Below are 20,862 nucleotides of genomic sequence, written 5' to 3'. Positions count from 1 at the left end.
ACTCTGGTTGCGGAAAAACACCGGGGGCGGAAGCATCTCTATCAGTCAGTCACATGGCCGGAGCTGACGCCCTGCACGGCGCTGTCCAGGGGCAGCCAGTCCAGCGCACGCAGAATATAGGTGTCCCAGAAGGTCCAGTCGTGCCTGCCGGGACCCTCTTCCCAGGTGACGTCGAAACCCAGGGCTTTCAAATGATCCCGGAAAGCGCGGTTGGGGGTGATGAGGTCGTCCTCCGTACCGCAGGCCAGGTAAAAGCTGGGTTTGGGTTCGCCGGAGGCAGCCAGCTTCTCTGCCAGCGTGTCATAGTCCTTATTGCCGCCCCGCAGCTGTCCCAGATCGCCGAACACGGATTCATAGTAGCCCTTGTTATCCATGAGGAAATCGGTATACTCCGTCATGGAGGCCGCCTTGTCCAGAATCAGGGCGGAGGAGAGGGCGCAGACCGCTCCGAAGGTTTCAGGATTCTGCAGGCCGTTGACGATGGAGCCAAACCCGCCCATGGAGAGGCCGCCGATGTAGGTGTCCTCCCGGTTCCGGGAGAGCGGGAAGGAACGACGGGTGAAATCCACCAGCTCTTTGCCGATAAAGGTACCGTACATTTCATTGGATACGGGGTTATCCACATAGAATTTATTTTCTCCCGACGGCATCACCACAGCCAGGTTCCGGTCCTGCGCCCAGGCCTGTATCCTGGTGCCGCAGACCCAATCGGTATAATTCCCGAAAATACCGTGGAGCAGGTAGAGGGTTTTAAAGGGCTTTTCCTCCGGCTGGGGCTGCCCGGGGAACACCATCTTGTCGGTGGGAAGAACCACTTGAATGGGTACGGTTCGCATCAGGGCTTTGGAGAAAAAATTACATTGGATCAGGGCCATTGTGAAACACTCCTTCTCTTATTTTATTACTTGTATCCAGTATAGCGTACCGCTCTAAAATTGTAAAGAAAAGCTGGTTTTTTTAGGCGGAAAGCCAGGAAGAGCCCGGCCTGTTTTCCTACTTTCTTGCGCTTTTTATCCAATTCCTATATAATAAACAGAGAAATCACAGGGGGACCGCAATGGAGAACAGGGAACGGTATTTGATTTGGGATTGGAACGGCACGCTTCTGGACGATGTAGAGACTTGTGTGGACGTGATGAACGGCATGCTGGAAAGGAGGGGGCTGGCCCCTCTGAAGAGCGTGGAATGCTACCGGGGGATTTTTACCTTTCCGGTGCGGGAGTATTATAAAAAGGCGGGGCTTGACCCTGCGCGTGAATCCTTTGAGAAACTTGCCCTGGAATATATTTCAGAATATAACCGCCGTGCGCTTTCCTGCGGTCTCGTCCCTTATGCCCGGGAAATTCTGCGGGAGGCGGAGGCTATGGGGTTCCGGCAGCTCCTGGTTTCAGCCACGGAGAGCGAAACGTTGGAGGAACAGGCGGAGCAGTATGGCTTGACCGGCTGTTTTGAGGCGGTGCTGGGGGCTGAGAATTTTCTGGGAGAGGGAAAGGCAGGCGTGGCACGGCGCTATCTGGAGGAAAGGAACGTGGCTCCCAATCAGGCGATTTTTGTGGGGGACACGGTACATGATTGTGAGGTGGCGCAGACAGTGGGTTCCCCCTGTGTGCTGACGGCGTCGGGACATCAGGACAGGCCGCGGCTGGAGGCTATGGGAGTGCCTGTGCTGGGCGGGCTGGAAGAGCTGCCTGCCTATCTGAAGGGGCTCCGGCTGCGGCCTTTGCGGGCGGAGGATGCATCCGCGGTATTTGCCATGACCTCAGACCCACGGGTGGCCCGGTATATGCGTTTTGACACTCATGAAAGCCTTGGCGAAGCACAGGAGCTGATCGCCGCCTATGGGAAGCGGGGAGGTCTTGCCTTCCTGGCGGAAACCCTGGATGGAAGCCCCATAGGCGTGGCCGCGCTGAAACGGGAGGGAACGGAATCAGAGGAGGCGGACCTTTCCGTCTTTTCAAGGCCGGAGTATTGGGGCAAGGGCTATAACGGCATCATACTGCGGGAGCTGCTGCGCAGGGGAGAGCGTGCGGGAATCCGCAGTGTGCGGGGGTATGTTGTGTCTGAAAACCGGGGGTCCTGCAGGCTGCTGGAGAACTGCGGCTTTACCGTGGAACGGCAGCTGCAGTTCGACGATCTGTCCGGCGGACTTTTTGTCTTTTGCCGCCGGCTTGGCTGAGATTGTTCGAAAAATGAAAGAAAGAAGGGCTTGACAAGCTCGGGCCTGGAAGATATAATTACTTGTGTTATATCAATGAGTAACAAGACCCCTGCCGGATGGCGGATGGGAGGGAAATAGATGGCTGAGATCCGAATTAAGGATAATGAATCTCTGGATAGCGCGCTCAGGCGCTTTAAGAAGCAGTGCGCGAGAGCGGGTGTGATCCAGGAGGTGCGCAAGAGAGAGGCTTATGAGAAGCCCTCTGTCAAGCGCAAGAAAAAATCAGAAGCAGCTCGCAAACGTAAGTTTAAGTAAGCTGCCGGAATTTGTTCTTGTCAGAAAAAGCGGGCTGCTCGCCCGCTTTTTTATGGTTTCTGGAGTTTTGGAGGACTATGGGTATTTTCAAACCGACTGCCATGAGAGGGCGCGTTACAGAGCTGACCCCCGATTTTTTGTCACAGCTGGGGGCGCGGGCTGTGCTGCTCGACGTGGACAACACGATTGCTTCCTACACCTCCCACGAGCCGATCGAGGGCGCGGTGCAGTGGGCACAGAATATGGTGGAAGCCGGGTTCCGGGTGATGATCGTCTCGAACAATTTCAAGAAGCGGGTAGAGCCCTTTGCCAGAAGGTTTGGGCTCGACTGCATCAGCTTCGCGATGAAGCCGCTGCCCTGCGGCTACCTTGCGGCCAGAAAGCGGCTGCAGGTGCCCTGCCGGGAATGCGTCATCATCGGGGATCAGATTTTTACCGATGTGATCGGCGCAAACCTTTGCGGGATGAAATCTGTTCTGCTTACGCCGATCGAGCCGGAAGAAGGGATCACCTTCAAAATGCGCAGGCATTGCGAACGGGGTCTCCGGGAAAAATATCGTAACCGGAAGGATGGGATACAGTGATGAAAAATCCAGTGGAACGTTTGAGCGGCATGCTGCTCGGCGGCGACGCCCAGAAAGCGGCGCTGATCTTTTCCGAACGCAACCGCCGTTACTTCACTCAGTTCCCCGCCACCGACGGGGCGCTGTTTATCACAGCGGACAAGGCCTATCTGCTGATGGACTTCCGCTATGAAGAGGCGGCTCACTACGGCGCACGCAACTGCGAGGTGATCGGCTTTGATTCCCTCATGGAGAAGCTGCAGGAGCTGATCCGCAAGCACGGCGTCAAGGCGGTGTACCTGGAGACGGAGACGCTCTCCGTGGCCCAGGCCCAGCGCTTTGAAAAGGCGTTTGCAGCCGCGGGGGCGGAAGCCCTGCTCACGCCGGAGCTGGACCGTGCCGTCCGCAGCCTGCGGATGATCAAGTCTCCGGAGGAGATCCGGAAGATCGAGGCGTCCCAGGCGATTACGGACGCTGCTTTCGAGCATATCCTCCCCTACATCAGGGAAGGGGTCACCGAGCGGGAGCTGGCGCTGGAGATCGAGTTCTTCATGCGGCACCAGGGCGCGGAAAACGTTGCCTTTGACCTGATCGTGGCCGCGGGGAAAAACGGCTCTCAGTGCCATGCCGTTCCCTCTGAAAACAGGGTGCAGCGCGGCGATTTTATCACAATGGACACCGGCGCACTGCTGGACGGCTACCATTCCGATATGACCCGCACAGTGGCGCTGGGCGCTGTTTCCGAAGAGCAGAGGGCTGTGTATGACACGGTGCTGAAGGCCCACCTGGCGGTGCTGGACGCCGTGAAGCCCGGCCTGCCCTGCAACGAGGCGGACCGGATTGCCAGGGATATCATCGAAAAGGACTACCCCGGGACCTTCGGGCATGGTCTGGGACACGGCGTAGGCGTGGAAATCCATGAAGAACCCCGGTTTTCCAGGCTGGACCCCACCCCCTGCGAAGCGGGTATGGTGGTCACCGACGAGCCCGGCATCTATCTGACAGGCCGTTTCGGCGTGAGGATTGAGGACATGGTGCTGGTGACGGAGGAAGGCTGCAGAAGCCTGACCAAGTCGCCGAAAGAGCTCATCCTGCTGTAAAAAAGAAGACAGAATCCCTTTTTCGGCGGGAAACAGCGATTTTGCTTGAAATCCTGCAGAAAATAAGCTAGAATAGCGAGAGAAAATATTTGGAGGTTGTTACTTTATGATCACCGCAGGCGATTTCAGAAACGGCGTTACGTTTGAGATGGACGGCAACGTGGTTTCCATCATCGAATTCCAGCATGTAAAGCCCGGCAAGGGCGCCGCTTTTGTGCGCACCAAAATCCGCAACGTCATCACCGGCGCTGTAACGGAGAGAACCTTTAACCCCAATGATAAATATCCCACCGCCTATATCGAGAGAAAAGATATGCAGTATCTCTACAGCGACGGCGATCTCTATTATTTCATGGACAACGAGACCTATGAACAGACGCCCATCAACAGCAGCGTGCTGGGCGACAATTTCAAGTTTGTGAAGGAAAATATGGAGTGCAAGGTGCTTTCCTATAAGGGCAATGTGTTCGGCGTCGAGCCTCCCAACTTTGTGGAGCTGGAAATTGTGAAGACCGAGCCTGGCATCAAGGGCGACACCGCCACCAACACGCTGAAGCCCGCCACGCTGGAGACCGGCGCGGAGATCCGAGTGCCCCTGTTTATCAATGAGGGGGAAAGGATCCGCATCGATACCCGTACCGGCGAATATATGGAGCGCGCCTGACCGATACTTCTTGAGACGGCACGGCGGCAGCGCCGAAGCCGGCCAGGAAAAGCACGACCGCAGCAGAGTTGCCGCTCTGCTGTAAAACTGAAAAAACCTCCGCTGGAAGCGGGCGCCGGATTCCGGCGCATGCCGGCTTTGACGGAGCATCAAAAGGAGGACAGTACTATGACCAATTCTGAAAGAGCGTCTTATATCCGCGGCCTGATGGACGGGCTGGAACTCGATCCTGCCGCAAAGGAAACCAAGGTGTTCAATGCAATGGTAGAACTGCTGGACGACCTCTGCCTCTCTATGGAGGAGCTGGAGGACGGTGTGGCAGAGCTTGCCGATCAGGTGGATGAAATCGACGAAGACCTGGGAACCCTGGAAGAGGATTACTACGGTCTGGGCGACGATTGCGGCTGCCATGCCCATGGAGATGAGGACGAGGCTGTGTTTGAAGTGACCTGCCCCAGCTGCGGCGATACGATTGAGCTCAATGACGAGATGCTGGAGGAAGGCTTCATTATCTGCCCGAACTGCAAGGAAAAGCTGGAGTTCGATTTTGACGACGATGAGGACGAACCCTGCGGCTGTGGCTGCGAAGGCTGCAAGGAATAACGAAATAGGGTAAGGAGGCCGCCGCGGAGTTCCGCGGCGGCCTTTTGGGTTTCAGACAGGAAAAAGAATTCATGTTATGTTGGTTTTCCCGTACATGTGAGAAAATTACTCTCAAAAGTTGCGCCTCAGACAGCTGTGATTTCAACTGAGAGGGTGTACTATCTCTTGCTAAGCGAGAAAGGTTCGGGGGTTCTTGATTTGGGCGTGATCTCGTCCTTCCTCTACGGGTGAATCGAAATTAGTTCGATCTAGTATCTTGACAGAATAAGTTCTATATAGTACTATTAGGCAGGGAGGAGGTGTTTTGTGGATACACGTACGGGATTTTTGATTTCGCAGATTAAGTCTGTGTCGGGCAGGCTGTTCGAGCGCATCCTGCAGGACTGCGGAGTGGAGGAGTTCAATGGCGCCCAGGGGCGTATTCTCTACGTACTCTGGCAGGCGGACAGGGTGCCCATTGTAGAACTCTCTCAAAAGACAGGTCTGGCGAAAAATACCCTTACCAGTATGCTGGGGCGAATGGAGGAGAGCGGTTTGATCCTGCGGGAGCAGAGCGAGGAGGACCGCCGCCAAACCATTATCAGCCTGACGGACAAGGCACGGGAGCTGGAGGAAAAGTACGACGAGGTCTCCGAGCGGGCAAATCTGTTATTTTTCAAGGGGTTCACGCCGGCGGAGATCGCGGAGCTGGAGTGTCTGCTCTCCAAGGTGCTGGTTAATCTGGAACGAAGTGAGAACGATTTAAAAAGAGGAAAGGACGTAACAAAATGGCTAAAGTGACAAGGACGGTCTACAACGATTTTTGCCCTCAGACTTTGTTTCTGTACGGAAATTACAAAGAGAACGGCACGCCGGATTTTGGCCTGTTCTGCTGGTTCAGTTATATATGGCTGGAGGATGGGCTGGGCGTCATGGCCTGTATCGGCGAGGATAAGCTGACAAAGGACCTGATCCGCAAAACCGGCGTGTTTTCCGCCAATCTGGTTACGGAGGAACTGCTGCCCCTGGCGGATTATTACGGCAATACCAGCGGCTATTCTGCGGACAAGATGAAGCGTCTCCCCACGGTGGAGCGGGGACAGGTTCTGAATGTGCCCACCATTGCAGAGAGTCCGGTCACCTTTGAGCTGGAGGTGCGGAGAGAAATTCATTTGGCCCCAGGAAGCGACCTGTTTCTCTGCAGCATCCGCAATGTGATGCAGGAGGAGGCACTGGCGGACCAAAGCGTGGAGTTTGCCCAACGGCTGCGCCAGGCTGCTCCCGTGCTCTCCCCAGGGGAAGAAAATTACGTTTCCATTGGCGGGCGTGCGCTGGGCAGATGGGGAGAACCCATGAAATCTTTGCCGGAAAATCCGGAGGGGGATTGACCGGACAAGAGAGGCCGGATTCTCTCAGCAGTGTTCGTTTTCCTGGGGTGCAGGCCTTAAGAAGTACGCGTTGAGGGTTATTGCCGGAAAATTGCTGCTGGATTTAAAAAGCGGAATAAAAAGAACGGCTTTCCGAGGTTAGTCGGAAAGCCGTTCTTTCCCGGTCAGGGCGGAGAAACTGCGTTTGCCTTTACTCCACCAAATGTGCCTCTGTCCACTGGAAGGCTGTTTCGCAGACTTCCCTGACGCAGCCTTCGTCCAACGGGGAACGGAGGCCTACCGCGTGAGCCAGACCGATGAAGGTCCGGGTGCCGCCCAGACGCACAAAATCCATATACTTTTTCCAGGCGGCATCCCGGTCCTCCAGGGAGAGGCGGAAAAACTGGAGAGACATCACCTGGGCCAGGCAGTAGTCTATATAATAGAAAGGATAGAGATAGATGTGCAGCTGACGCTGCCAGCCCGCGCCTCTTCCGTAAAAGGGCAGTTCACCGAAGTCCAGATAGGGACGGTAACGCTTTTCCAAACGAAGCCAGAGGGCGTTGCGCTCCTCCGGCGTCATCTCCGGATGGCGGTAAACTTCCTCCTGGAAATGGTCTACCAGGCAGCCGTAGGGAATGAAGAGGAGGGCGTCCTCCGCGTGGGAGAGCTCGTACTTTTCGGTCTGCGGGCCGAAAAACAGATGATGCCACGGCGCGGTCAGAAACTCCATGCTCATGGAATGGGTTTCCGCCCCTTCCATTGTGGGGCAGCGCAGGGCGTGTACCGGCACGGTCTTGGTGGCGGTGTAGTCGGCGAAGGCGTGGCCCGCTTCATGGGTGAGCACGTCTACGTCCCCGGAGGTGCTGTTGAAGTTGGAGAAAATGAAGGGGTAGCCGTAATCCTCCAGGCCCGTACAGTATCCGCCCGGGGCCTTGCCTTCTTTGGCCAGCACATCGAACAGCCCGTTTTCAAACATCAGGGAGATGAACTCCGCAGTCTCCGGGGAAAGCTCAGCGTACATCTTTTTTCCGGCAGCCAGGATTTCTTCCGGAGAGCCCTGGGGCGCGGCGGAACCGTCCCGGAACTTCAGGGCGTTGTCCCAGAATTGAAAATCGGAAATCCCCAGGCGGCAGGCCTGCCGCTCCTTGAGGCGCATTGTGAGAGGAACCAGATCCCGCACCACGTCGTCCCGGAACCGGGCGATATCCGCAGGACTGTAGCAGTTGCGCTGGCGGCGCAGGGCGCCCAGCTCCACAAAGCTTTCGAAGCCCAGCTTTTTCGCCTGCTCAGTGCGGTTTTTCACCAGCTGGCTGAAGAGGCTGTCGAATTCCTCCCGGTGCTCGTCGAAAAAGCCGCCTTCCGCTTCCAGGGCGGCTCTGCGGGTGGCGCGGTCTGTGCTCTCCTTGTAAGGTCCCAGCTGGGCGATGGTGAGACTCTTCCCCTGGAAGGGCACCCGGGCACTGGCATAGAGCTTCTGGTACTCCGTAGTCAGCCGGTTTTCCTCCTGCATCAGGGGAATGATCTCCGGGGAGAAAGAGCGCAGGTCCATCTCCAGATTTTTGAACAGCAGGCTGCCCAGCGCTTCCTCCAGCTGGGGCCGGAATTGTGATTCCACCAGCGCCTTGCCGAAGGCCTGGGCCTTCTCTTCCAGCAAGGGAGCCTGCTGGTCATTATAGGCCTGTTCCGCCTCATAATAGGTGTCCCGGGTGTCTATGCTGTTGCGGATGGAGCAGAGGGTGATCTGCGTGCTCAAATGAGAGCAAAGCTCTTCGTAGGTCCTATAAATTTCCAGCTGCTCTCCGGCGTTTTGCGCGGAGGCCAGTTGGGCGGTGAACCCGTCAAGGCGCTCAAAGGCGGCTTCATAATCCGGCCGCTGGTAGGTCATCTCGGAAAATCTCATTGTTTTCATTCTTCCTTTCTCTTACAGGCTACGTTCCTGACGCAGGCCGGCGCTTCCATGTGACGCAGCTTCCGTGTATCCGGTTTTTCATTTCATACCTGCGCAAGGGCGCGTTGCAAACGATAGATTCAGTATAGCACGGGGAAGGGGACAAGTCCACGGGAAGGAGGGCGAATTTTTCCGGACCGCATGGCCTTTGAAAATTTTTATGCTTTCGGCGGGAAGCTTTAGCCCATCTTCCATACATTTCTGGTATTCTGCGGCCGGGTGTGCGCCGTAAAAAAAGATTGGACTTTCCGCGGGAATTCTGGTAAGCTAAAGAAGAATGCCATGCCGTTGCGGCAGCGCAAATCGCACCTGTGGAGGTCCTTGGTTTCATGCAGTATCTCTGTACCTTCAACACATTGCCCCACATCAGTTTTATGAACTATTTTGCCCCTAAGGGGGAGTGGACCCATTTCCGCCGTCAGAACGGGGAATATATCCTCTATTACCTGGTGGACGGCGCCATGCATCTCCGGGAGGGGGAGAAGGAATACTCCCTGAAGGCCGGGGATGTATTTCTCCTGCAGCCCGGCCTGGTGCACGAGGGGACAAAGCCCGCCGGGTGCGCTTACTACTTCGTTCATTTCAGCAACATCTGTATCCTTCCCTTTGAGCGTGAAACGGTGCCCCTGGAGGGAGACGCGGACTTTTTTCAGACCTATGAGGAGGGGGGAGAAGGCCAGTACGATATGGAACACTGCGTACTGCCGAAGCTCCTGCATATCCGCAGTGAAAAAGCGCGGGCACAGATCGCCAAATGCTTTGACGAGGCCATCGAGCGGGCCCGCAGCGGCGCGCAGAACTACCGGGTGTTTTGGGCCTGCAAATTTCTGGAAATTCTGATGGCCATCTCCCAGAACAGTGCGGACGCAGCCTTTGAAGCGGTGAACAGCGAGCTGCCCGCCAGAACCATGCGCCGCATGGAGGAGCTGACCGCCTATCTCAACGAACAGTACATGGAGAAGATCACGGGAAAGCAGCTGGAAGATATGCTGGGCATGAACTTCGACTATCTGAACCGCACTTTCCGCAAACTGACGGGAAAAACCATTTTCCAATACCTGGGCAGGGTAAGGATCAACCGGGCCAAGGAGCTGTTGGTGACCACCGATATGAAACTGGCAGAGATCGCTATGGAAACCGGATTTTCCGACGAGTTCTATCTCAGCCGGCAGTTTAAAAAGTATACCGGCGTTTCCCCGGCGCTCTATTCCAAGGGCAGGATGAAGGGCGGCTGAGGGACAGGGCGGCTGACGCAGGCTCTTTCCTCTATCCACAAAAGAAAACACGTGCTGAACGGGACTGCGGCCCCATTCAACACGTGTTTTTCATTTTTCTTTCATAAATCCCTTTTGCTAGCCTTCAAGGTGTTGCCGTCGGTCACAGTACAGACGGTCAGCACACTGTTGGTGACGGACTCGTTGACAATGGGATAAAACCTTCCTTGTTGAAGTTTGCTATCCTCAGAAACTTCTGAGAATGCGCCTGTAGAGGCACTTTCGGCGCCGGACAGCCGGATGGGAACGCTTTGTTTCCTCTCCTCACCCGCAGAAATCCGCCTGTGGCAGGCGGGATGTTTTATCTGCACGGGCAAAAAGAAACAGCTTCGGAAGGGATAGGCGGTAAAGTCGGAAATGTCAAAAAAAAAACTGAATTATCCATTCTTTTTGTTGTCTCTGAAGGGTATAGTGAGCACGTAAGGAAAAAAAGCGGCGGAAATGCTTTTCAGACGCCGGAGTTTTCCTTGCCGCGGCAGAGCCGCAGAGAGGCCGGCCTTTTCACGGACAGCGGGAAAAACACGGAAAAATCCATCCGCATGTACGATAACGACTGGACAGGCACAAAACCGATTTTTACATTCCGGCAGTAGGCCGGGACTGTTTTTGGGGAGTTTTGATACGTACGGGATTGCCGGGCCGGCCAACGGGACCGGCCAAGGCATTTCCCCCTGAAGGCTTATCTGCCTCTGTACTGGGTGAACATAAGACTTTTTTGAAAAGGAGAGAAAGAGAATGGCAATCAGAGTAACAGTGTGGAACGAATACCTGCATGAGGTACAGTTTCCGGAGATCGCGGAGGTGTACCCGAAGGGGATACACGGGTGCATCGCGGACTTTTTGAAGGAAGCGGGGATGGAGGTAAAGACGGCGACCTTGAAGGAGCCGGAGCACGGTCTGACGCAGGAAGTGCTGGACAACACGGACGTGCTGATCTGGTGGGGGCATATGGCTCACGACCAGGTACAGGATGAGATAGTGGACCGAGTGCACCAGAGAATCCAGGACGGAATGGGTCTGATCGTGCTGCATTCAGGTCATGCATCGAAGATCTTCAGGAAGGTGTGCGGAACCAATTCCGGGTACCTAAAATGGAGAGAGGACGGAGAGAAGGAGATCCTGTGGGTGATCGACCCAAGCCATCCGATCGTGGAGGGGTTGGACGAGAAGATCATCATCCCGCACGAGGAGATGTACGGAGAGCGGTTCAACATCCCGCAGCCCGACGAGCTGGTGTTCATCAGCTGGTTTGAGGGAGGGGAAGTGTTCCGAAGCGGCTGCTGCTACCACAGAGGGAAGGGGAAAGTGTTCTACTTCCGTCCCGGCCATGAGGTATTCCCGATCTACCATCAGCCGGAGATCCAGAAGGTGATCACGAATGCGGTGAAGTGGGCCGCGCCCATCAACTTCCCCAATGTCACCTATGGCAATCCCCCGCCGGTCGTGGAGATCAAGGCTCAGCTGGAACACAGCATTCAGGGCCTGCACGAGAAAAAGTAAGAAATGAAGAGGAAAAGAGGCCCCGAGACCGGAGCAAATCGGCTTTTGGGGCTCTTTTTTTGAAAAATTGCAATGGGAGGAATTTTCAATGGAGTACAAGACTTTAGGTAAGGGAGACGTCAAGGTTTCGGAACTGATTCTGGGCTGCTGGGCAATGGGCGGCGACTATTTCGGCGCCACGGAGGACACCAGTTCTCTGGAGGCCATAGAAAAATCTTACGAGCTGGGCGTAAACACTCTGGATACAGCGGAAATTTACGGCAGCGGCCGTTCGGAGCGCGTGGTCGGCGAGGCCATTAAGAGAATCGGGCGCGATAAGCTCTCCGTTATCTCCAAGGTGTTTAAGCCTTCCATGCAGCATGACAAGATGATCAAGGCCTGCGAGGACAGCCTTTCCCGTCTGGGCACCGATTATCTGGACGTCTATTTCCTGCACTACCCCATCCCGGAGGAAGAGGTTTCCATCGAGGAGCGTATGAGCACGATGATGGAGCTGAAGAAAGCGGGAAAAATCCGCGCTATCGGCCTTTCCAACTTCTCCATTGAGGAGATGAAGGCCGCTATGAAATATGGGGAAGTGGATGTGATCCAGCCCTGCTACAGCCTGCTGTGGCGTTATGATGAGGAACTGGTCAAGTTCAGTGCGGAGAACAATGTCTCCGTCATCCCCTACAGCACCCTGGCCCAGGGGCTTCTGACCGGCAAGTATAAGAAGGACGCCGTGTTCACCGACGGACGCGCCAAGGCGGCCCTGTTCCAGCCTGAAAACTATAACCGCTGCCTGGAGGTCACCGATGTGCTCAGCGAGGTGAGCGCCAAATACGGCAAAACCCCCGCTCAGGGCGCCATTGCCTGGCTGCTTCAGACCCCCGGCATCACGGCCCCCATCGTAGGCGCCAAGAACGGGAAGCAGGCGGAGGAGAATATTCAGGCATCCGGCTGGAAGTTCAGCGAGGAAGATTATGAGATCATCAACGCTGCCAGCAAAAAGTTTACGGACAGCCTGCCCAATTATACCCTGTTCTTTAACACGGAGACGGCTGACTGAGCCAACTGTCCGCATGAACCCAGGTTTTTGTACACCTTCGGCAAGAACGGTGTGAGAAATAGAAAAGGAGTTGGATTGAAATGCCATTGGCAAAGGTAAACGAAGTCCTGCAGCACGCAACGGAAAACCATTATGGTGTGGCCGCGATGAACGTGTTCAACTATGAGACGGTCAAATGGGTGGCTGAAGCTGCAAACCGGGAGAAGATTCCGGTAATCATCCAGCTGTATCCCGGCTTTGACAAGTACATAGCTCTCAAGCACGTGGCCGATTTCGCCAAGAATTTTGCGGTGCAGTCCGATGTGCCGATTGCAGTGCATCTGGACCATTCCGCGGGATATGAAATCGCCGTAGGCGGCATCAAGGCCGGTTTCCCGTCGGTGATGGTAGACGGCTCTGCGCTGCCCTATGAGGAAAACGTAGAGGTGACGGCCGCTGTGGTGCGTACGGCCAATGTGTTCAATGTGGACGTGGAGGCGGAGCTGGGCCATGTGGGTTCCGGCGCAAACCTGGACGACATTGTGAACGCCGACAATTACACCAATGTGGACCAGGCGGTGGAATTTGTACAGCGCACCGGCTGCGGTTCCCTGGCGGTAGCGGTGGGAAATGCCCACGGCGCCTATGTGAAGGTTCCGAATCTGGACTTTGACCGCATCACCGCGCTGCACAAGGCGGTGCCGGTACCGCTGGTTCTGCACGGCTGTTCCGATATTCCCCATGAGCAGCTCCAGGAAAGCGTACGGCTGGGCATGAGCAAATTCAACATTGCCACCGAGTATTTCCGCGCTATCTACAAGAGCATTGCGGCGCAGGTTGACAAAGAGGCGAAGGACGGCAACTTTATGGCGTTGCTGGACGCTTCCTCCGAGGCTGCCATCGATTTTGTCCGCGGCAAGATGAAGCTTCTCAATCCCAACAAGTTCTCTCTCTGAGCGGCTTGAGAAGGTAAGGAGAGAAACAGCATTGAAAAAGTTTGAAGTGGCAGGGTACGACATGCCCTGTGTGGATTTGGCAGTAAATGTGGATGTATTCCCAAAGCCCAACGGCGGTACGGGCATCAATGCCCTGAGCTGGCAGGGAGGCGGCAAGGTGGCCTCCGGCATGGTGGCCTCCGCCAGGCTGGGCGCGAAATGCGCCATGCTGGGCGCGGTGGGCAGCGATGACTACGGTCAGTTCTGCATCCGGGATTTTGAGCGCCATGGGATAGACGTTTCCGGCATGAAGATGCGTCAGGAGGAGACCACCTCTCTCTCCATCGTGCTCAGCGACCGGGAGACCAATGGCCGCAGCATCGTATACCGCCGGGGTTCGGCCCAGAGTCTGAGGCCGGAGGAGTTGGACAACGAAATCCTGGAGAATTGCGAGTGGTTCTTCATCTCCCATATCACGGGAGTTTCTATGGAGGCAACCAAGCGCGCCAAGAATGCCGGGGCCAAGGTGATCGTGGATGCGGATTCCTATTCTTCGGAGCTGATGGAGCATATTGATCTCATCGATGCCTTTGTGGGCTCGGAGTTTTTCTACGATGTGCTGTTCCACGATAAAAACTATGAGGAAAACTGCAAAAAGGTCTGTGAGATGGGCCCCTCCATTGTGGTATTCACCTTGGGCGCCAAGGGATGCGTGGGCTACAGCAAGGAGGAAGGCTTCTTTGAACTGCCCTCCTTCGACGTGGTGGTTCAGGATACCGTGGGTGCGGGCGACGTCTTCCACGGAGCCTATGTGGTAGGCCTGCTGCGCGGCTATTCCGCCAAGGAGGCGGCACGGCTGGCAACGGCGGTGTCCTGCATCAAATGCACCCGCATCGGCGGCCGGGCCGGCATCCCGGATTGGGATACCGTTCAGAAATATTTGAAGACAGGCGAAATCGACTATACGGAAATTGACGAACGCGTGGCGTTCTATGGGAGGAAATTGCAACTATGAAAAAGCAGAGCATTGTATTGGGTGTAGCGCCCACCAAGCGGAGCTTCCTGAGCATGGAAGAGGCAAAGCGCCAGAAGGATAAGTTCATGGCGGTGATCCGCAGCATTCATCCCGATGTGGTCACTATTGTGGATATCGACGATATCTGCGAGAACGGCATCCTGTATGAGACCGCCAAGATCCCCGCGGTGGTCGACAAGTTCAAGGCTGCGAAGATCGACGCCCTCTTCACCCCGCACTGCGACTTTGGTGAAGAGCAGTGTGCGGCGGGCGTGGCTGCTGCCATGAAGGTTCCCACCCTGATGTGGGGCGCCAGGGATGAGCGGCCCAACACCGACGAGAGCCGCGGCCGCGATACCCAGTGCGGCATGTTTGCCTGCACCAAGGTGATGAAGCGTTTCGGCGTGCAGTACAGCTATATCTGGAACTGCGAGACGGAAAGCGAGGATTTCAAAAACGGCTTTGACCGCTTTATCCGCGTGGTTTCCGTGGTTAAGACGGTGAAGAACCTGCGCATCGCCAAGTTCGGCGCCCGTCCTGTGCCCTTCATGAGCGTGATGGCCAACGAGGCCGACCTGGCTACCAGATTCGGCATCACCACCATCCCGATCTCCCCCAACGCCATTGCGGCCCGGGCGGACAAAATCGTGGAGGAGAAGGACCCCCGTTATGAAGAGTATCTGGCAGATATCAAGAGCAGGATGGACACCTCTGCCATGATGGAGCAGCAGGTTGCCCGCGCCGCTGCCGTAAAGCTGGCGGTTCAGGACCTGATGGTGGAAAACAACTGCGGCGCCGCCGCCATGGAGTGCTGGAGCGCAACCTCTATTCTGGGCGTGCCGATCTGCATGACGCTGGGCGAAATGGCTGACGAGGGCATGCCCATCTCTTGCGAAACGGACATCAACGGCGCTGTCACGCTGGCCATGCTGCATGCCGTAACGCTGGGCAAGGAGTCGGAGTTCCTGGCCGACCTGACAATCCGTCACCCCCAGAACGACAACGCGGAGCTGCTGTGGCACTGTGGACCGTTCCCCTATTCCCTGAAGGATCCTGCCAGCAAGGCAAGGCTGGTGGGGGGCCAGGAGCGCTTCGAACTGAAGAAGGGCGACATTACCCTCTGCCGGTTCGACGATATTGACGGCAAGTACTATCTCTTCGGCGGCGAGGGCAGAGCCGTGGACGGTCCTGAGACCAACGGCACTTATGTCTGGTTTGAAGCCGACAACTGGAAGCGCTGGGAAGAGAAGCTGATGTTTGGCCCCTACATCCACCATGTGGGCGGTATTTATGGCAACTACAAGCCGGTCCTGCGGGAAGCTGCCCGCTATCTGGGCATGATCTTCGACGATGCCGACGAGCAGGGCGTTTACAGCCTGTAAACCGGTGCAGAAACGGATTTGAATTTCCTCAAGGGTTCCCGCGGAGAAGGTTTCTTCGCGGGGAAACTTGATGGAACAGACGGGGAGGCGGACTCCGCCCCCGATACGAAAGGATGGCTGCGACTATGAGAGAGATTAAAGCTCAAACCCTCTGCCGGGAGGCGTTCCGCCCCTACGGCGATTTTATGGATCTGCTGCATGTGAAGCAGATTGAAGCAAAGCCCGAGGCCAACAATGTGTTCGCACCTGACCTGGTGACGCTGCATCTGGATGGGCGCATGCCTGCGTCCGCCTGTGTGGCCAGGGTTTCCGAGTGCGAGCGCATCATCACGGCGCTGGAATACCACCAGTTCACCTGTGAGGGCATCCTGCCCCTGGACGGCGATATCGATATCTTTGTAGGACCTTCCAGTTTCCGCGTGGATCCTGCGACTGTGGAGGCCTTCCGCGTTCCTCAGGGCACCTTTGTGAAACTGAATCCCGGTGTACTGCATGGCCGTCAGTTTGTGGTAAACACCCCTGCGGTCAACGTTCTGGTTCTGCTGCCCGAGCGTACCTTTGGCAACGACTGTACCTTTACCATGCTGGAAGGCGAAGACCGTATCCGCATCCTGCCCTGAGGAGGAATCGGTTTGTCAACCATGAACCTGCAGGCGATCCTGCATATTCCAAAAAGCAACTACGCCTATCCCGTGTCGGGGCTGGACTTCCGTGTCAGGCTCCGGGCGGGCCGGGGCGACCTGGATTCCGTCAGACTGGTCATCGGCAATCAATACCTGTGGGAAACCCGTGAGGAGTTCCCCATGGAAAAGCTGGGTTCCGACGGACTGTTTGACTATTATCAGTATGAGTACCACTGCACCGATACCCGCCTGGGTTACTACTTCCTGCTGAAGAAGGGGGAAGAAGAGCTCATCTACACGGAAAACGGCTTCCTGGAACTAGGAAGCGTGGATATTGACCATGACCGCATCGGTTTCGTCCATTTTCAATTTCCCTTTATCAATGGAATCGACGTGCACAAAAAGCCGTCCTGGGTCAACAGTGCGGTATTCTATCAGATTTTCCCGGAGCGCTTCTGCAACGGAGATCCTTCCCTCTCGCCGGAAACTGTCTGCCAGTGGGGTGGGAAGCCGGACCGGATGAATTTCTTCGGCGGCGACCTGCCCGGCGTCATCCAGAAGCTTCCCTATCTTTCGGAGTTGGGTGTCAACGCCCTGTACCTTACGCCGATTTTTGAAGCTTCCACAAACCATAAGTACGACACCAACGATTACACCCGTATCGACCCGCATTTCGGGGATGAGAGTACCCTGGTGGAACTGGTGCAGAAGGCCCACGAGAGGGGCATCCGCATCATGTTGGACGGCGTGTTCAACCACTGCGGCTTCTTCTTCCGGCAGTTTCAGGATGTGCTCAAGCACGGTGAAAAATCCCCTTACCGGGATTGGTTCCACATCAAAAGTTTTCCCGTCACCTTGGATCCGCCGAACTTCGACGGTTTCGCCATCGGACCCTATATGCCCAAGTTCAACACGGAAAACCAGGAGGTCATGGAGTACCTTCTGGGCGCGGTGGCCAAGTGGACCAGAACCGGTATCGACGGCTGGCGGCTGGATGTGGCGGATGAAGTGGACGCCCATTTCTGGAGGGAGTTCCGCAAGACCGTACGCGGCATCAACCCTGACGCCGTGATCATTGGAGAGAACTGGTGGAACGCAGAACCCTGGCTTCGGGGCGATCAGTTCGACGGCGTGATGAACTACGCGGTACAGCGCGCCAGCGTTCTCTATTTTGCGGAGGACCGCATCGGTCCCAAGAAGTTTGAAGAGTCCCTCACGGAAAATCTGGTGCGCTATACTGACCAGGCCAACGACTGCATGCTCAACCTTTTGGACAGCCACGACACTGCAAGGTTTCTCAACACCTGCGGAGGAGAGGCGGGCAGGCTGAAAAACGCGGCGGTTTTCCAATACACCTTTGTGGGAATGCCCTGCACCTATTACGGTACGGAAATTGGCATGATGGGCGGCAACGACCCCGACTGCCGCCGGACCTTTGATTGGGAAGAAAGCCATTGGAACCGGGAGCTGTTTGAGTTCTACCAGAAGCTGATGGCGCTGCGGAAAGGCCAGAAAGCGCTGCAGTACGGAACGGTCCGCTTCTGCTCGGCAGGAGAGGTGTTCGCTATGGAACGCAGCTGCGGGGAAGACACCCTTGTGACTGTAGTGAACAACACAGACGGGGAGCAGGAGTTTGTCCTGCCCGGAAACAGGGCCCTGGATCTGCTCAGCGGAGCGGGGTATACAGGGGAGGCCGGAAAGATCCGGCTGAAGCTGCCGGCGTTTTCGTCTGTTATTTTGAAAAAGGAAACAGTTCAGTAAACATTTATTTTGATACAAAGGAGATACAGCAATGGAAAAGAAAGTAATTCGTATTGGTTCTGTAGGATTGGGCGGTATTTGGACGGGCGTTCATGAACCCGGCATCCGCAGAAGCCCGGATTTGGAGCTGGTAGCTATCTGCGATATCGATGAGGAGAAGCTGAAGGCTGCCGGTGAAAAATACGGCATCGACGAAGCCCACCGGTTTGTGGACTACCACGACCTGATCAATTGCCCCGACGTGGATGCGGTGGATATCTGCACCTCCAACGACGCCCACTTTGAAATCGGCATGGCCGCGGTAGAGGCCGGCAAACCCTATGACATTGAAAAACCCATCACCATGACCGCGGAAGAAGCTGACATTCTGGCAAACGCCACCAAGGAAAAGGGCATCAAAAACATGGTGTGCTTCTCCTACCGCTTTAAGGCCGCGGCCCGCTATGCCAAGGACCTGATCGCCCAGGGCAAGATTGGCAAAGTCTATCATGTGGATATGCAGTATTTCCAGGCGTGGGGCCTGCCCCGTGTGGACTGCCCGTTGGCCTGGCGTTTTATCAAGAACCGCACAGGCTCCGGCGCGCTGGGTGATCTGGGCTGCCACGCCCTGGATCTGGTCCGTTTTGTGCTGGGCAAGGAGTACACCAACATTGTGGGACACACCGGCACTTATGTGAAGGAGCGCAAGCTGGAAAAGGGCGAGGGCGTAGGCCAGGTGGATGTGGACGATTTCTGCAACTATATGGCTGACATGGAGGACGGCATTTCCGCCAGCTTCCAGATCACCCGCTTCGGTTTTGGGCGCGGCAACTATCAGCGCATGGAGATTTATGGAAGCGAAGGCGCCATCGTCTACAGCCTGGACGCGACGCCCGGACTTGAGGATGAGATTGAGGTTTGCTCCGGCGATATCAACGCGGACGCCCATGTCTTCTCCAAGCTGCCCATTCCGCAGCAGTATTACAGCGACCAGATGCAGTCCTTTGCCGATATCCTCAATGGGGTCGGCGACGGAATGCCTGCCACAATTTTCGACGGCCAGGCAAACCAGCACGTGGTGGATACCATTTTGGAGTCTGCTGAGGCAGGCAAATGGATGGAGATCAAATAAAGAAATAAAAAGCGATCCGACCCGGATGAGAACCATTTGCAAAGGCCTCTGCGGAGGTCTTTGCAAATTTTATTTTCATCTTCTTTGCAGGAAAAGCCTGCAGAAACCGGTGGGATGCGTTTTGGAAAGCGGGGAGGAGCCATGTTCAAACTGTATTATCAGCCCCAGTGCCGGTGGTTTGGCGACTGCATGCCCTTCGGCCGTGGGGAAAAATTCTATCTCTATCACCAGCGGGATTCCCGAAAGCCCTGCCCCTGCGGCGAGCCTTTCGGCTGGCATCTTTCCACCACCTCGGACTTTGTCGCCTATGAGGATTTGGGGGTCGCCATCCCACGGGGCGGCGATGAGGAGCAGGACCAGTATATCTTTGCAGGCAGTGTTTTGGAAGCTCAGGATGGAAGCTTTCATGCCTTTTACACCGGCTATAACCGGGACTATCCCCAGTTGGGAAAAGCTTCTCAGGTCGTGATGCATGCCGTAAGCGATGACCTGAAGCAGTGGAAGAAAAACGCACTGGCCTTCCCTCCCCAGGAAGGTTATGACCCGGACGACTGGAGAGATCCCTTTGTGCTGTGGGATGAAGAGGGCTTCCGTTATGTCCTGCTCCTGGGAGCGCGCAGGGAGGGACCAAAAACCCGGCTTTCCGGATGCACGGTCTGGTATACCTCCAGGGATTTGGATACCTGGGAATTCCAAGGGGATTTCTGGGCGCCCGGCCTTTATACCATGCATGAAATGCCCGACCTGTTCCGGATTGGGGATTGGTGGTACCATGTCATCTCCGAATACAGCGACCGCAACCGAACGGTGTACCGCATGGGGAAGAGCATCACCGGACCCTGGTTCAAGCCGGAAGACGACTGCTTTGACGGCAGGGCCTATTATGCGGGGCGCACGTTCTGCCTTGGCAACAGGAGGATCCTCTTCGGCTGGGTACCCACCAAAGAGGATTGTGACGATACGAAAAATTTCGAATGGGCGGGCACCTTTGTGCCCCATGAGCTTTTCCAGCGGCCGGACGGGACTCTGGGCGTAAAGCCGCCGGAGACAGTGCGGGCAGCTTTTGCCGAAGGGGCGCGCATTCCCGATTCCACAGCATGCAGGGAGGACGGCAGGACTTTATCCGTGCTCTCAAGGGGCTGCGGCGATTTCTTCAAATTTGAAGCCGACCTTTCCTTTGAAGAGGGCACCGTCTTTTTTGGTCTGGGCTTTTGCGGGGATTCCGGAACGGAAAGTTTTTACCAATTCAGGTTTCTCTGCGGGGAGAACAGGTTCCTGTTTGAGAAAAGCCCCAATATCCCCTGGTATGCCTGTATGAACCTTGGGCTGGAGCGGCCCATAACCCTTGTGCCGGGGGAAAAGTATCATGTTGTGCTGTTGGTGGACGGCAGCATTGCCACCCTCTATGTGGACGGCGTGGCAATGAATGCCAGGATGTACCAGAAAGAGGGGGAAGAACTGTGCCTGTTCGTCTCCGGCGGCAGCGCCGCTGTGGAGAACGCGGTAATTTCCCGGGAACTGAAGAACTGAGAAG

At 55.9% G+C, this 20,862-nt stretch carries 20 protein-coding genes; 18 read left to right on the top strand and 2 right to left on the bottom strand.

Annotation, left to right across the window (positions count from 1 at the left end; translation table 11 throughout):
* Positions 1-41: 41 nt before the first annotated feature.
* Entirely contained in the window at positions 42-875 is an 834-nt protein-coding gene (locus BN3911_RS14750; protein WP_066866947.1) for an alpha/beta hydrolase, read from the bottom strand.
* A 182-nt stretch (positions 876-1,057) separates the two neighbouring features.
* Between BN3911_RS14750 and BN3911_RS14745 the strand changes: the two genes are divergently transcribed.
* From BN3911_RS14745 to BN3911_RS14710, 8 genes are all read left to right on the top strand, one after another.
* Positions 1,058-2,176: a GNAT family N-acetyltransferase gene (locus BN3911_RS14745; RefSeq protein WP_066866945.1), complete on the top strand. Its 1,119-nt coding sequence runs from the start codon at positions 1,058-1,060 to the stop codon at positions 2,174-2,176.
* Positions 2,177-2,296: 120 nt separating this feature from the next.
* Positions 2,297-2,473 (top strand): 30S ribosomal protein S21, encoded by a 177-nt coding sequence (gene rpsU, locus BN3911_RS14740; protein ID WP_066866943.1) that lies wholly within the window; start codon positions 2,297-2,299, stop codon positions 2,471-2,473.
* A gap of 77 nt (positions 2,474-2,550) precedes the next feature.
* Entirely contained in the window at positions 2,551-3,057 is a 507-nt protein-coding gene (locus BN3911_RS14735; protein ID WP_066866942.1) for a YqeG family HAD IIIA-type phosphatase, read from the top strand.
* Positions 3,057-4,136, top strand: a complete 1,080-nt coding sequence (locus BN3911_RS14730; RefSeq protein WP_066866940.1) for a M24 family metallopeptidase — start codon at positions 3,057-3,059, stop codon at positions 4,134-4,136. The genes BN3911_RS14735 and BN3911_RS14730 overlap by 1 nt, the downstream gene beginning before the upstream one ends.
* A gap of 106 nt (positions 4,137-4,242) precedes the next feature.
* Positions 4,243-4,800 (top strand): elongation factor P, encoded by a 558-nt coding sequence (gene efp / locus BN3911_RS14725; RefSeq protein ID WP_066866938.1) that lies wholly within the window; start codon positions 4,243-4,245, stop codon positions 4,798-4,800.
* 168 nt (positions 4,801-4,968) lie between these two features.
* Complete coding sequence (locus BN3911_RS14720; RefSeq protein WP_066866936.1) at positions 4,969-5,403, top strand: CD1247 N-terminal domain-containing protein; 435 nt, start codon at positions 4,969-4,971, stop codon at positions 5,401-5,403.
* Between the two features lie 306 nt (positions 5,404-5,709).
* Positions 5,710-6,183 carry a MarR family transcriptional regulator gene (locus tag BN3911_RS14715; RefSeq protein WP_066866934.1) on the top strand — a complete coding sequence of 158 codons (474 nt, stop codon included), beginning with the start codon at positions 5,710-5,712 and terminating at the stop codon, positions 6,181-6,183.
* Positions 6,171-6,770, top strand: coding sequence for a flavin reductase family protein (locus tag BN3911_RS14710; RefSeq protein WP_066866932.1), 600 nt, complete (start codon positions 6,171-6,173; stop codon positions 6,768-6,770). Before BN3911_RS14715 ends, BN3911_RS14710 begins: the two co-directional genes overlap by 13 nt.
* Positions 6,771-6,960: 190 nt before the next feature.
* Here BN3911_RS14710 and BN3911_RS14705 read toward each other — a convergent pair whose 3' ends face one another.
* Positions 6,961-8,652, bottom strand: a complete 1,692-nt coding sequence (locus BN3911_RS14705; protein ID WP_066866930.1) for a M3 family oligoendopeptidase — start codon at positions 8,650-8,652, stop codon at positions 6,961-6,963.
* Positions 8,653-9,029: 377 nt separating this feature from the next.
* Between BN3911_RS14705 and BN3911_RS14700 the strand changes: the two genes are divergently transcribed.
* The 10 genes from BN3911_RS14700 (at position 9,030) to BN3911_RS14650 (ending at position 20,858) form a co-directional block, all read left to right on the top strand.
* Positions 9,030-9,935 (top strand): AraC family transcriptional regulator, encoded by a 906-nt coding sequence (locus BN3911_RS14700; protein ID WP_066866928.1) that lies wholly within the window; start codon positions 9,030-9,032, stop codon positions 9,933-9,935.
* 774 nt (positions 9,936-10,709) lie between these two features.
* A complete protein-coding gene (locus tag BN3911_RS14690) occupies positions 10,710-11,474 on the top strand; it encodes a ThuA domain-containing protein (RefSeq protein WP_066866924.1) in 765 nt (254 codons plus the stop codon).
* Positions 11,475-11,562: 88 nt separating this feature from the next.
* A complete protein-coding gene (locus BN3911_RS14685) occupies positions 11,563-12,522 on the top strand; it encodes an aldo/keto reductase (protein WP_066866922.1) in 960 nt (319 codons plus the stop codon).
* Positions 12,523-12,602: 80 nt separating this feature from the next.
* Positions 12,603-13,457 carry a class II fructose-bisphosphate aldolase gene (locus BN3911_RS14680; protein ID WP_066866920.1) on the top strand — a complete coding sequence of 285 codons (855 nt, stop codon included), beginning with the start codon at positions 12,603-12,605 and terminating at the stop codon, positions 13,455-13,457.
* A gap of 31 nt (positions 13,458-13,488) precedes the next feature.
* Complete coding sequence (locus BN3911_RS14675) at positions 13,489-14,451, top strand: carbohydrate kinase family protein (protein ID WP_242871138.1); 963 nt, start codon at positions 13,489-13,491, stop codon at positions 14,449-14,451.
* Positions 14,448-15,833, top strand: coding sequence for an L-fucose/L-arabinose isomerase family protein (locus BN3911_RS14670; RefSeq protein WP_066866918.1), 1,386 nt, complete (start codon positions 14,448-14,450; stop codon positions 15,831-15,833). The genes BN3911_RS14675 and BN3911_RS14670 overlap by 4 nt, the downstream gene beginning before the upstream one ends.
* A gap of 125 nt (positions 15,834-15,958) precedes the next feature.
* Positions 15,959-16,453 (top strand): ureidoglycolate lyase, encoded by a 495-nt coding sequence (locus BN3911_RS14665; protein WP_066866917.1) that lies wholly within the window; start codon positions 15,959-15,961, stop codon positions 16,451-16,453.
* 21 nt (positions 16,454-16,474) lie between these two features.
* Entirely contained in the window at positions 16,475-18,217 is a 1,743-nt protein-coding gene (locus BN3911_RS14660) for an alpha-glycosidase (RefSeq protein WP_066866915.1), read from the top strand.
* A gap of 31 nt (positions 18,218-18,248) precedes the next feature.
* Positions 18,249-19,328 carry a Gfo/Idh/MocA family protein gene (locus BN3911_RS14655; RefSeq protein WP_066866913.1) on the top strand — a complete coding sequence of 360 codons (1,080 nt, stop codon included), beginning with the start codon at positions 18,249-18,251 and terminating at the stop codon, positions 19,326-19,328.
* A 141-nt stretch (positions 19,329-19,469) separates the two neighbouring features.
* Complete coding sequence (locus BN3911_RS14650) at positions 19,470-20,858, top strand: glycoside hydrolase family protein (protein WP_066867991.1); 1,389 nt, start codon at positions 19,470-19,472, stop codon at positions 20,856-20,858.
* Positions 20,859-20,862: the final 4 nt, after the last annotated feature.

The organism is Neglectibacter timonensis (genome assembly GCF_900048895.1).
Lineage (GTDB): Bacteria > Bacillota > Clostridia > Oscillospirales > Acutalibacteraceae > Acutalibacter > Acutalibacter timonensis.
Note: the sequence above shows the minus strand (reverse complement) of the source record. Positions and strands in the feature narration are given on the sequence as shown.